The following is a 12,695-nucleotide window of genomic DNA, read 5'->3' on the forward strand; positions in this document are numbered from 1 at the left end:
GAACCGGAGAATGCCTTCGTGAGGTGTCAGTGCCCCGTAGTCCACGAGGTCACACATCGGCCTGGGCACGTCCGCGCGTCCGAGGGGGCCGGCCGATCCGCGGGGAGGTCGGCAGGGGCTCTCCGGTTCGATCTCCCCGGGTGCGGTCGGTGCTCCCGCTCCGGTGGCACTGCCGAGAGATCGACATGGCGAGCTGCGGGCGGGAACCGGTCGCGCCGCGGCGGCGTCGCACCGGGTGTGCGAGGCCCGCTCAGGCGTGCCGCAGCCGGTCCACCAGATCGAGCAGTGCGGCGTCGACCACGTCGTGGTGCGTCCAGTTCACCGCGTGCCCGGCGCCGTCGACCAGCACCAGGCGGGCCCGTGGTCCGAGGGCCTCGGCGATGCGCCGGCCGTGGGTGGCCGGGGTGAGTCGGTCGTCGGTGGCGGTCACCACGGTGGTCGGCACCGACGCCAGGACCGGCAGCGAGCCGGTCTCGTCGTGGGCCAGCAGCGACGACGAGAACGCCGAGCTCACCGTCAGCGGCAGGCTCTCGGTGGCCGCCTGAAGCCGACGCACGTCGTCGTCGGAGGCGTCGGCGGTGAACGCCATGCGGCGCACCAGCCAGCGGCCGAGGGCGGAGTCGCGCCACGGCAGCTGGTCGGCGACCGGCGCGGCCAGCCGGGCCCCCTGGAGCACCGCGGGCAGCACCCCGGCGCGGCGGGCGACCGCGTGCAGGGCGCCGAGCGGCCCGTCGGAGATGAGGTCGCCGGCGGACGTCGCGACGAGCAAGACCCCGGCGACGCGGGTGCCGAACCACTCCGGGTGCTGGCGGGCGAGCGCGAGCACGCTCATGCCGCCCATGGAGTGCCCGCCGAGCACCACCCGCCCGCACGGGGCGACGGCGTCGACGACGGCGGCGAGGTCGCGTCCCAGCTGGTCGATGGTCGCGTTCGCGGGATCGCCCCACCCGGAGCGTCCGTGGCCGCGCTGGTCCCAGGTCACGACCCGCGCGCGATGGGTCAGGGCCTCGATCTGGGGCGACCACTCGTCGGAGTCGACGGTGAAGCCGTGACTGAGCACCACCACCGGGCCGTGGTGGCCGTGGATCTCGACGTGCAGTCCGACGCCGTCGGTGGTGCGCACGCCGTGGACCGGGCGCGGCGGACGGGTGGTGGGGAGCGCTGAAGGGCCGGAGGAGGGGGACGGTGCTGTCCGGGCCGGGGCGATCTCCGTGACCCCTCCCCCGGGGTCGACGGCCACCGCGCCGGCCCGCTCGGAGGGCAGGACGGCCATGTCCCCAGGATCAGCAGCGCACCCCGGTCCCGCACGCCCCGGGAGCGGTGACGTCGACCAGCAGCACCCGGGGACCGACGGACGGTGTGACGCGGTCGGCAGCACCGATCGCGTCTCACCCCCTCGGAGCAGGGACGGTGCCGCTCGACCCGCTCAGTGGCGCGGCTCGACCGCCAGCGTCACGGCCGTGGGGTGGGCGGCGTCGTGCAGCACCTCGCGGGGCTGGCGCACGAGCGTCGTGGCCTCGCCGAGCGGGTCGCCCGTCCCGGGGTGGCGGGAGAACCGGGGGTGGGCGCCGCCCGAGACCTGCACACGCAGGCGGTGCCCGGCGGCGAACCGGTGGCCGGTGTCCCACAGCTCCACGGCCACCTGGCGGCTGCCGTCGGCGCCGGTCGCCGGGTCGCCGGGGGCGAGGCGGACGAGGCCGTCGGTGACGTTCACCGAGCGCCCGCGGGGGTCGACGTCGCACACCCGGACGAACACGTCGAGGTGCTCGACCTCGGCGCGCAGGAACACCGTCGCCGACACCGGCCCGAGGGCGACGACGTCCTCGCCGAGCGGGTCGGAGCTGAACACGGCGACGTCGGTGCGGGCCTCGAGCGCGGTCTGGTCGCGGGGCCCCGACCTCCCGGTGAGGATCGGGCCGCCGACCGCGGGCGTGGGGACGGCCGGGTCGTAGTCGATGCGGGTGCCGGGCCAGTGCACGGCGCCCGCGGTGCGGTCGGGCGGCGGCTGCACCGACAGCGAGTGGTCGGCGCGCAGGAACCAGGTCCGGTGGACCGCGTCGGGCGGCGGCCAGTCGACGAGACGCCGGACGCCCCCGTCGCCGGAGAGCGTCACCGAGACCGGGGCGTCCTCGGTGGTGGCCGCGGCGACCCCGCCGCTGCCGTGGGTGCCGTCGAAGACGCGCTCGAACGCGGCCAGCGACTCGCGCAGGCCGGCGGCGATGCCGGGTGCCGAGGTGTGCACCCAGGGGCCGAGGACGAGGCGCGGGCGGGCGCCCGCGGCCCGCAGCGCGGCGTGGTCGGCGAGCTGCCAGGGCAGGAAGATGTCCTGGAAGCCGCCGGTCATCGTCACGTCGACGTCGGCGCGGGCCACCTCGGCGAGGCCGGCGGTGTAGCCGCGGCGGGCCCAGTACGCCGAGCCGGGGTCGGACTCGCGCAGCCAGTCCTGGAAGAAGTCGACCTGGGCGCCGGTGGCGCGCCGGTCGGCCTCGCGCAGCGGCAGCACGTCGAGGGCGTCGACGAGGGTCTTCCGCCCGCGCAGCAACCGGGTGGACCGCGCGAACGGCCCGGCCGCCATCGACCGCATCATCGCACTCCAGGACAGCGCGTTGTCCAGGGAGAACGATCCGCCGGCGTAGGTCTGGTCCCGGAACGACGACGCGGTGACCAGCGTGCCCATCGCACGCAGGGACCGCCCGGCGGCGGGTGCGAGCGCCCACTGGGTGAGCCCGAGATAGCTGGGGCCGAGGGTGGCCAGCCGTCCGTCGCACCACGGCTGGTCGAGCACCCAGCGGACCGTCTCGCCGCCGTCGGAGGACTCGTCGAACGGCGAGAGCACGCCGTCGGAGTCCGCGGTGCCGCGCACCGACTGCACGACCACCTGCAGGCCGCGCTCGGCGACGAGGCGCCCGAAGACGACGCCGATCCACCCGGCCCGGCCGTAGGGGCTGCGCACCAGCACCACGGGTCCGCGGGAGACGCCGGCCGGGCGGTGGTGGTCGTGGCGCAGGACGGCGCCGTCGGTCATCGGGACCGCGACGTCGCGATCCACCGTGACCCGGGAGGTGCGGGGCGCGGGCAGGCGCATGGCCCGGCGCAGGACGGCGGTCGCGAGGCTCACGCGCGCAGTCTCGCCGATCGGCGCGAGGCCCCGCCCGGCGGCGCCGATCCGCCCGGGGCGGTGACGGTCGTCCACCCCGCGTCCACGACCCGGTGTGGTCCCGCGCGCCCGCGGGGACGACTCTGCCTCCCGTGACCCGGACTCCCCGCGGCCAGGCACCGGACGTCGGTGTCCCCGCCGAGCTGGCCGACCGCATGACCGTGGCCGAGCAGCACGACTGGCTGTCCTCCTTCCTGCGCCGTCACCCGGTGAGCCGTCGCAGCGCACTGCGCGGCTGCGCCGGCGTGCTCGCGGCGACGGGCCTGGCCGCGGCGCCCTGGACGCTCGCCGCGTGCGCCACCGCCGCGCAGGCGCCGGTCGCCGTCGTCGGCCGGCACCTGGCCTACGGTGCCGACCCGCAGCGCCAGATGGCGTTCGCCGGCGAGCTGACCGCGCCGCCGCCCGGCCCCGTGGTGGTCGACCTGGGACGCGACGGCAGCTTCGGCACCACGTTGCCGGTGGACGTGCGCCGGCTGGTGTCCCGGGTGCCGCAGGACGGCGACGCGATCCGCGGCAGCGAGCAGTTCTTCGTCCACGCCCTCGCCGACGGCCTCGCACCGGGCGAGCGCTACCGCTACCGGTTCCGCCTCCCCGACGGCACGACGACCCCGGAGGCCGACTTCGTCACCGCGCCCGGGCGGGGCGCGACGGCGCCGTGGAGCTTCACCGCGTTCGCCGACCAGGGCGTCGACACCGTGCCGCCGAGCGGGCAGGAGGGGTACACGAACGACTACGAGTCGGACGACACCCGGCGGACGATGACGCCGTCGACCTCGATGGTCGACCGCATCGCGCGGCAGCGCCCGGCGTTCCACCTGCTCGCGGGAGACATCTGCTACGCCGACCCCTCGGGCGAGGGGCTCCCGGAACGCCGTGGCGGCAGCGGCTTCGAGAGCTTCGACCCGACGGTCTGGACGACGTACTTCGGGCTCATCGAGCGCAGCGCCGCGTCCACGCCGTGGATGTTCGCCACCGGCAACCACGACATGGAGGCGCTCTACGACGACAACCGGGCCGGCGGCGCGAGCCATGGCTACGGCGGGCACGCGGCGCGCCTCGACCTGCCCCGCACCGGCCCGTCGGGGTGCCCATCGGTCTACACGTTCCGCCACGGCACCGTCGGGGTCATCAGCCTGGACGCCAACGACCTCTCGACCGAGATCCCCACCAACGCGGGCTACTCCGGCGGCGCGCAGACGGCGTGGCTGCGCCGGACGCTGACCGCACTGCGCGCCGACGCGGGCGTCGACTGGATCGTCGCGTTCTTCCACCACTGCGCCTTCGCGACGTCGAAGGCGCACGCCTCCGACGCCGGGGTACGCGCCGCGGTGGCGCCGCTGTTCGACGAGTTCTCGGTCGACCTCGTCCTGCAGGGCCACAACCACCAGTACGAGCGCACGAACCCGATCCGGCGCGGGCGCTCGGTCGTCCAGGCCCCCGACGGCGCCACCGTGCGTCCGGAGACCGACGGCACGACCTACGTGTGCGTCGGCTCCGGCGGGCGACCCCGCTACAGCTGGCTCGACGGCGTGACCGACCGCTACCGCGGCAACCCGGGGCCGGACAGCGGCGTCACCGTCGCCAGCTACCTGGCGCTCGGCGAGGACGCGAAGCAGCCCGACGAGGTCGACTGGTCGCAGGCCCGCTACCTCGACTACGCCTACGTCACCGTCGACGTCGTCCCGGCCCCGGCCGGCGGCGGGGAGACGACCCTGACCGTCCGCGCGACCACCGACACCGGCACCGAGATCGACCGCGTGGTGCTGTCCCGCCGTACGTGAGCACTTTCCGACCTCATCGGGACGGAAAGTGCTCACGTAGCCCGTTCGGTGGAGCCCGGGTGAAGCGGGCATGATGCCGCCGTGCGTCCCCACCCGGTTCTCGACGTCCTGGCCTCCCGGCGCGCCGAGGGTTCCTGCCCGAGCGACCGGACCGACGGCCACCACGTGGCGCTCGCCGTCGAGGGCGGGGGCAGCCGGGCGACCTACTCGAGCGGGATGGTGCTCGCGCTCGAGGAGCTCGGGCTCGCGACCTGCTTCGACGCCGTCTACGGCGCCTCCGCGGGCGCGCTGGCCGGCAGCTGGCTCGTGGGCGCGCAGGCCGCGGTCTGCTGCGCCGGCTGGTACCGGCCGGGGCTCATGGAGCGCGTCACCAACCCCGGGCGCGGCCTGCGCGGCAAGCCCGTCGTCGACGTCGAGTACCTCGTGCACACCGTCGGCGAGAAGGTGATCCCGGTCGACTGGCAGGCCGTGCTCGACGCCGAGGTCCCGCTGCACCCGGTGGCCACCGACGTGGAGACCGGCGAGGCCGTCGACCTTGCCGACACGATCGTCGACAAGGCCTCCCTGCAGCTCGCCCTGCGCGCGAGCGCTGCGGTGCCGCTACTCGCGGGGCTGCCCGTCGAGATCGACGGCCGGCGCTACGTCGACGCCGCCGTCGCCGAGCCGATCCCGTTCCGTACCGCGCTCGCCCAGGGCGCCACGCACGTGCTCGTCCTGCGCACCCGCCGCGCCGACCAGACCGCCGTCGACGCGACCCGTCTGGAGAAGGCGCTGGTCTCGCGGCTCGGCGAGGTCAACGTGCCGGGGCTCGTGCACGTGATGGGGAACCGTCTCGAGAACCGCCGGGCCGACGACTCCCGCCTCGCCCACGCGACGGCGTCGCCCACCGACGAGGCGCCGCACCTGTTCGAGGTCCGTCCACCGTCCGGCGCGGACACCATCAACCCGCTCGAGACCGACCCGGACGTCCTGCGGAGGGGCATCGAGACCGGGCAGGACGCCCTGCGCATCGCCCTCGAGCTCGACGACGACGGCCGGGACGCTCAGGACGCGGAGCTCTCCAGCGCCTGAGCGGCGGTCCGCAGCGGCAGCCCCGCGACGATCCGCGCCGCGTCGGCCCCCGCCAGCCGCACCCGGCCCGGCGGGGCGTCGCCGGCCAGCCGGAGCACGGCCCCGGCGACCAGGGCGTGGCGGACGACCACCGCGCCGTCGGGCCCGAGGCCCACGCCCACCTCGAGCCGCGACTCGCCCGCCGCGTGACGGGCGAGGGCGTCGCCCTCCGTCCCGACCGGCGCCAGGATCGCCGTGGGGATGCCCTGCTCCTCGGCGCCCGCGCACACCTCGCGCACCACGGCGGGCGGGGCGTCGTCGTGCACGGAGACCAGCACCGCGGGCGGGAGCGCGGGGTCATCGGCGCGGTCGATGCGGCCGTGGCAGCCGGGCCCACCCAGGACGGACACCCCGGACAGGGGACTCGTCGCCCCGCTCACGAGGCGGCCGCCTGACGCTGCAGCTTCTCGGGCGCCGGGCCGGCGACGGTGCCGGCGTGCGCGTCCACCAGGCCCGCGGCCACCGCGTTGCGCGGGCCCTCGGTGCCGTGGACGTTGCCGATGCCGCACACGACGCCGTACGGCGCGAGCGCGTCGGCGACCATGCCCGGGATCTCGAAGTCCAGCGCCGACCCGCCCAGCAGCACCACCGAGCCGAGCAGGCGCAGCGACCCCTGCGGGGCGACCTGCGCGAGCGCCCGCAGCGCGTTAACGACGAACACCCGGCGCTTGGCCTCGCGGCGCACGCGGCGGACCTCCTCGAGCGGGCCGCGCACGGGCACCGCCGCGAGGCCCTCGGGGGTCACGGTGACGACCTTCGCGAAGACGTGCGGCGGCAGCGGCTCGGAGAAGAACTGCACCGTGCCGTCCTCGTGGCGGACGTGGAAGAAGCTCTCGACCTTCGCCAGCGGGTGGCGCTTCACCGACTCCGCGGCGTCCCGGTCCTCGAGGCCCAGCTCCGAGTCGATGAGCTTGGTGACGAGCTCCCCGGCCCCGGCGACGTGCACCGCCGACACGGTCCCGTCCCGGTCGAGCAGCGCGGCGTCGGTGGAGCCGCCGCCCATGTCGATGATCGCGATCGGCACCGACGTACCCGGCGTGGTCAGCGCGCCGCGCACGGCGACCTCGCCCTCGACCCCGCCGATGATCGCCTCGCAGCCCAGCTCGTCGGACAGCGCGTCGGCCACCGCCTGCATGCGGCTGCGGCTGGTGCGCACCATCGCGGCGAGCGCCACCGCGTTCTCCCGCGAGACCTCGCCCGCGAGCCCGCCGCGCACCACGGCCGGCACGAGGGTGTCGACGGCGAGGACGTCGCGGATGCGGATCTCCGACGCCGGCTGCCCGGTCACGTCGGTCATCGTGTCGCGGACCTTCGCGAGCATGCCGCCGACGTGCGTGCCGGCCTCGCCGTGCACGTCGTCGAGCGGCGCGACCCGCCCGATCGCCTCCATGATCGCGTCCGCGCCCTCGTCGACGCCGACGTCGAGCGAGCGTCCGGCGCCGGAGAGGGTGAGGGTGCCGACGGGGATGCGCCGGTCGGTGACGTCGCCGGACGGGGTCCGGACGACGACCGCGGAGCGGTTGCCCGAGAGCGCCCGCGCCACCGGGGACACCTGGCGGGTCTGCTCGGCGTCGAGGTCGAACGTCGAGGCGAGCCCGTAGGAGTCCGACAGGGTGCGGATGGTGCGCCCGGGCGCGGCCACCTCGACCGCGGCGAGCATCCCCAGCGGCACCCGGTCGACCGCGGACACCTCGTCGACCACCGGGATCCGCCGCGTCAGGCGGTTGACCACGAGCACCGCGTCGTCGCCGTGCAGCACCGCGGCCACCACGTCGACGCCCTGCTCGACGGCCCTGTTGAGCAGGTGCGCGACGTCGTCGAAGTCCGCGCCGGCCCCCACCACGACGACGACCGGGACCTCCTCCTCGACGCCGGCGAGGTCGTCGAGGGCCACCGTCGTGCCGACCCCGAGACCGTCACCGCCCGGGGTGTCCGGGTTGTGCCCGATCATCGTCGACTCGGTGATGATCGTCTCGGTGATCGTCTCCATCGCGAGGCCGCTGATCACCGGCGTGGCCTCGTTGAGCAGGACGGTGGCGAGCTCACCCGCCGGCCGCCCGGCGGCCTCGAGGGCCCGCCGGACGGCGGTGACGGCACCGGTGGTGTTGTCCGGGGTGCCCTTCACCCCCGTCGTCCGGGTCAGCGAGGACGCCAGCCTCCCGACCGTCCCGTCCCCGACGTCGGCGATACAGGCCTCGGTCGTGGAGTTGCCGATGTCGACGCCGATGACCAGCGACACGCCTGTCCCTTCTCGCTCCCCGTGACGCCCTACCGACGTGGAGCGAGGGTCACCCCCGCTGCGTGGGACGCAGCGAACGTGACCCTCGCTCCACCGGGACGCCCTAGTCCACCTTCGTGATGACCGGTTCGACCTCCACCGCCTCGCGGGAGTGGTCGATGCACTCGAACTCCTTGAGGTGCAGCAGCGCCGCCTTGGCCTGCCAGCGCGGGCGGGCCATCTGGTCGTTACGGGTCGGCACCGGCTTGGGCGACTGCCCCTGCGCGTACTGCGCGGCGTTCGCCCCGATCATGCGGAAGACCTCGGCGTCGAGCAACGGCGCCTGCGGGAAGAGCTCCAGGTTCGACAGCCGCGCCAGATCGCGCTGGTGGAGCACCGTGGTGCCCCGGGACAGCACGCCCACCGCGATCCCCGAGCCCGACAGCTTGGCCCCGTGGTGCGCGATCGCGGCGAGGTCCGCGGTCTTGTAGACCTTGATCACCCGCGCCACGCCGCCGCGCTCCTCGATGCCCGCCAGCAGCTGGCGGATCACCTCGGCGTGCGGCACGTCCACGATCGTCTTCGTGAACGGGTCCCCGAAGGCCGGGGACAGCGCGATGACGACCTCCTCGGGCCGGGTGCCCTTCTCGGCGGGCCCGACCTCGTTGAGCGCGAGCGTCCGGACGGAGTCGACGGGTGCTGCGGTCATACGACCTCCTCCTCGGGGTTCTCGGCGGAGGTGACGTGGCGGAGCTTCTTGAGCTCTTCCCACCGCTCGCCGGTCAGGCGGTAACCGGTGCCGGGGCCGGCGTAGTCGTTGGCGTCGTTGATCGCCGCCAGCGGGGTGAAGTCGCCGGTCAGGACGGCGGCGGTCTGCAGGAGGTCGCCCGAGACACGCTGGCGCAGGACCTGCAGGTAGTTCTCGGCGACGTCGCCGAACCCGGCGCGCTCCAGGAACCGCACCAGGTCGATGCCGGTGATGCCCCGCTCCATGACGCTCCGGGCGCCCTCGAGGTCGGCGAGCACGTCGCGGTCGGGGTAGTCGTCGCTCGAGTTGGCGTAGGTCGCCGCCTCGACCTCCTCGTCGGTGATCGGCGGGAGGTCGAGCTCAACGAACAGCGCCTGCATGGCGCGCGCGGCCTTGTTGCGCACCTGCAGGATCACGTCCTCCCGGACGTGGCGCAGGCCGCCGTCGACCTGCATGTCGCGCTGGATGGTGTTCCAGTCGTCGTAGTCGTCGGTGTCGAGGTTCGACCCCGCGAACATGTTGTCCTTGTTCGGCACCGCGGAGTACCCGGAGCACACGAAGTCGGTGCCCGGCAGCATCTGCGGCAGCAGCCGGCTGGTGCGGCGCATCGCCGAGTGGGAGAACGACTGGTCGTTGCCGGAGGCGCACTCCAGGTCCATCCAGCTGGCGACGAGGTTCTCCGCCGCGACCGCGCGGATGCCGCCCGGCACCGCTCCGGGCACGCCGATGCACGAGATCGAGCCGTTCTGCAGGCCCTGCACCCCGGCGCCCTTGGCCATGAGGATGCAGCGGATCTCCAGGTACAGCATGGAACGGCCCTCGGCGTTGCCCATCTGCACCTCGGAGCCGGTGCCCGACGTGAAGCGCATCTTGATGCCGCGCGAGGCGTAGGCGGAGGCGAGGAACGCCTTCGACCAGGGCGTGTCGTCGCCGTCGACGAACACCGACTCGGTGCCGTAGATCGAGATCGTCTCGGCGTAGGCGGTGATGCCGCGCATGCCGAGGTCGAGCTCGGTGGCCTCCTCGAGCGCGCACTGGGTGAGCACGCCGCCGCGCCCGACCTGGCCGCCGACCTGCAGACCGATCGCCACGAGGGGGGCGTAGCGCACGACGCCGAGGGTGGTCTCCAGCTCGGCGAACCCGCGGACGGCGCCCTCGGCGGCGTCGGCCGCCACCTGGATCGGGTTGTCCTTGGCGCTCGTCGAGTGCGCCTGGTTGGCGGGGGTGCGCCGAGAGCGGGTCTTCTGGATGCCCATCATGATCTCGACGACGTTCATCAGCTTGACGACGTCGAGGATCTTCGCCGGGGTCAGGCTCCGGCCGACGGCGACGACGTCGGCGCGCGAGGTGCGCGGGTCGACGAGCATCCGTGCGATCTCCACCGACTCGGTCGCCATGGCGGACTCGCAGGTGTCCACGTCGATCGCGTGGTCGGCGATGAACGTGTCCATGAAGTCGAACTGGTCGCGGGTGCGGCCGTCGAGCTCGACGATCCGGCCGTCCTCGACGCGCACGGACGGCTGCGGGTCGAAGTCCGACTCCATCGCGACGAGGCCCTTCTCGGGCCACTCCTCGACGAACCCGTCCAGGTTGACGGGTCGGTTCTCCAGGACGTCGGTGCGCTTGGACGTGGTCAGGGACGCGCCCGTTCCCTCGGCGCGGGGTGCGACGGCGGTCATCTCAGGCCTCCTGCGGGGCGAGCGGAGCGACGGGGGATTCTTCTTCCGCGAGCAGGTTGCGGGCCGCGTAGACCTGGGCCGCCTCGCGGACGAGGGCGGCGCACGTGGTGGCGGAGTAGGTGTTCTCGAGCTTCGAGGCGATCTCCTCGAGCTGGGCCGCCGTGGAGGCGTTGGGCCGCAGGGAGTTGTACATCTCCAGGACCTCGGCGTCCGGGATGGTGGTCATCTCCGAGGCACGCTGGAAGTTCTCGGCGAGCTGGCGGCGGCCGGCGGCCGCGGCGAGCTGGCCCTGCAGGGCCAGGGTCTCCGGGCTGATGCGCAGGTCCTCGGACGTGATGTCCCCGGCGACGACCGCGGCCATCGTCAGGTCGTCGAGGGTCTTGCCGGTGGGCGTGTGCAGCAACTCGGGGCGGTGGACCGAGAGCGGGTAGTCCGCGGGGGTCAGTTCGGGTGCCAGATCCGGGTTCGTCGTCATGACGTCTTCTCCTCGGCCGAGGCGGTCGCGGTGGGCACCACGACCTCGGCGGCGGTCGTGGTCGGGTGGCGGCGTACCGGGGTGGGGTTGATCACGCCTTGACGGCCGCGACCGCGGCCTCGGCGACCTGGACGTCCTGCTCGGCGGACCCGGCGCTGACGCCGACGGCGCCCACCAGCTCGCCGTCGCGTTGCACGGGGATCCCGCCGCCGAAGACGACCATCCCGCCGGCGGTCTGCTCGAGGCCGTACAGCTCGGCGCCCGGCTGCACCAGGGGCATGAGCGCGGCCGTCGGCGCCTCCATGAGCAGCGCGGTCGTCGCCTTGCGCTGGGAGATGTCGATGCTGGCCCGGATGGCGCCGTCCTGACGGGCGAACGCCAGCAGGTGGCCGCCGGCGTCGAGGATCGCGACGTTCATCGGCTGGCCGATCCTGTCCGCCTCCGCCAGGCCGGCGTCGAGCATCCGGCGGGCCTCGGCCAGGGTCAGTCCCGGCATCCGGGTCACCTCCGCGCAGTGGTGTGGACGCCCTGCACCGGACCGGCCCACGGGAGGGACCGGTCGGGAGGCGGGCGGCCGGGCACCGCCCGGCGAGGCAGGACGCTAGGAGCGCGGAGGCGTCCCGGACCACGGGGACAGTCCCCACCGGGATCCCTGGGGGATTTCCCCCAGGCCGCCCGGACCAGCGGGCGGGCCCCTAGCGGCCCAGTGCGCTCGCGCCGCCGGCGCCGGCCGTACGGCCGACCACCGCGCCGCGCGTGGCGTCGAGGTGCTCGCGCAGCCGCAGCACGGCCTCGCCGGCGACACCCCGGCCGAGCGCGTCGACGATCGCCTCGTGCTGGGCGAGGATCTCGTTCGGCCGGTGGGGGCCGCGGTCCAGCGAGCCGAGGTTCATGCGCAGCTGCCGGTCGCGCAGCGAGGCGTAGAGCTCGAGCAGGATCATGTTGCGGGCGCTCTCGACGAGCGTGATGTGGAAGCGCCGATCGGCCTCGGCGAAGGCCGGCTCGTCCTCGGCCGCCAGCGCCGCGCGCTGGATGTCGAGCACCTCGTTCAGGGAGTGGGCCACCACGGAGCGGTCGGCCTCCGGCGACGCGCAGAGCTTGGTCAGCGCGTGGCCCTCGACGAGCTCCCGGGCCTCGAGCACCGCCTCGACCTCGCTGGGGGACACCGCCACCACCAGCGCGCCGCGCTTCGGGAACAGCCGCAGCAGGCCTTCGGCCTCCAGCCGCAGGAACGCCTCCCGCACCGGGGTACGGCTCATCGCGAGCGCATCGGCGACCTGACCCTCGGTGATGAGATCACCACCCGGGAGCGACCCGTCGAGGATGCGGGCCTTCGTGTCGCGGTACGCCCGCTCCTTCGCCGACATCCCGCCGGTCGCCGTCACCGCACCGCCCTTGCCCTCGGAGTCGCGGTGACCCTACTCTCATCTCATCGATGCATCTTGTATGCATCCAACCGATCGGGGGCTCCGCGTAGCTGCCGGCCGGGAGCGGTGTCGTGAGGACCGTCGCCGAGGACTCAGGGAG

At 74.5% G+C, this 12,695-nt stretch carries 11 protein-coding genes; 2 read left to right on the forward strand and 9 right to left on the reverse strand.

Annotation, left to right across the window (positions count from 1 at the left end):
* Positions 1–250 precede the first annotated feature (250 nt).
* Both PH189_RS17315 and PH189_RS17320 read right to left on the reverse strand, forming a co-directional pair.
* Entirely contained in the window at positions 251–1,273 is a 1,023-nt protein-coding gene (locus tag PH189_RS17315; protein ID WP_274190048.1) for an alpha/beta fold hydrolase, read from the reverse strand.
* Positions 1,274–1,426: 153 nt separating this feature from the next.
* Positions 1,427–3,118, reverse strand: coding sequence for a CocE/NonD family hydrolase (locus PH189_RS17320; protein ID WP_274190049.1), 1,692 nt, complete (start codon positions 3,116–3,118; stop codon positions 1,427–1,429).
* 131 nt (positions 3,119–3,249) lie between these two features.
* Here PH189_RS17320 and PH189_RS17325 point away from each other — a divergent pair, with 131 nt between their 5' ends.
* Both PH189_RS17325 and PH189_RS17330 read left to right on the forward strand, forming a co-directional pair.
* Positions 3,250–4,938, forward strand: coding sequence for a metallophosphoesterase (locus tag PH189_RS17325; protein ID WP_274190050.1), 1,689 nt, complete (start codon positions 3,250–3,252; stop codon positions 4,936–4,938).
* An 81-nt stretch (positions 4,939–5,019) separates the two neighbouring features.
* Positions 5,020–6,009 (forward strand): patatin-like phospholipase family protein, encoded by a 990-nt coding sequence (locus PH189_RS17330; protein WP_274190051.1) that lies wholly within the window; start codon positions 5,020–5,022, stop codon positions 6,007–6,009.
* Here the strand turns inward: PH189_RS17330 and PH189_RS17335 are convergent.
* From PH189_RS17335 to PH189_RS17365, 7 genes are all read right to left on the reverse strand, one after another.
* Positions 5,982–6,398, reverse strand: coding sequence for a glycerol dehydratase reactivase beta/small subunit family protein (locus PH189_RS17335; protein WP_274190052.1), 417 nt, complete (start codon positions 6,396–6,398; stop codon positions 5,982–5,984). The two genes, PH189_RS17330 and PH189_RS17335, sit on opposite strands and share 28 nt — an antisense overlap.
* 26 nt (positions 6,399–6,424) lie before the next feature.
* Positions 6,425–8,287 carry a diol dehydratase reactivase subunit alpha gene (locus PH189_RS17340; protein WP_274190053.1) on the reverse strand — a complete coding sequence of 621 codons (1,863 nt, stop codon included), beginning with the start codon at positions 8,285–8,287 and terminating at the stop codon, positions 6,425–6,427.
* Positions 8,288–8,390: 103 nt separating this feature from the next.
* Positions 8,391–8,975 carry a propanediol/glycerol family dehydratase medium subunit gene (locus PH189_RS17345; RefSeq protein ID WP_274190054.1) on the reverse strand — a complete coding sequence of 195 codons (585 nt, stop codon included), beginning with the start codon at positions 8,973–8,975 and terminating at the stop codon, positions 8,391–8,393.
* Complete coding sequence (locus PH189_RS17350; protein WP_274190055.1) at positions 8,972–10,693, reverse strand: propanediol/glycerol family dehydratase large subunit; 1,722 nt, start codon at positions 10,691–10,693, stop codon at positions 8,972–8,974. The genes PH189_RS17345 and PH189_RS17350 overlap by 4 nt, the downstream gene beginning before the upstream one ends.
* 1 nt (position 10,694) lies before the next feature.
* Entirely contained in the window at positions 10,695–11,168 is a 474-nt protein-coding gene (locus PH189_RS17355; RefSeq protein WP_274190056.1) for a diol dehydratase small subunit, read from the reverse strand.
* Positions 11,169–11,259: 91 nt separating this feature from the next.
* Positions 11,260–11,664, reverse strand: coding sequence for a GlcG/HbpS family heme-binding protein (locus PH189_RS17360; protein WP_274190057.1), 405 nt, complete (start codon positions 11,662–11,664; stop codon positions 11,260–11,262).
* A gap of 199 nt (positions 11,665–11,863) precedes the next feature.
* Complete coding sequence (locus tag PH189_RS17365; protein ID WP_274190058.1) at positions 11,864–12,553, reverse strand: GntR family transcriptional regulator; 690 nt, start codon at positions 12,551–12,553, stop codon at positions 11,864–11,866.
* Between the last annotated feature and the right edge of the window lie 142 nt (positions 12,554–12,695).

This window comes from Actinomycetospora chibensis (assembly GCF_028737215.1).
Taxonomy (GTDB): domain Bacteria; phylum Actinomycetota; class Actinomycetes; order Mycobacteriales; family Pseudonocardiaceae; genus Actinomycetospora; species Actinomycetospora chibensis.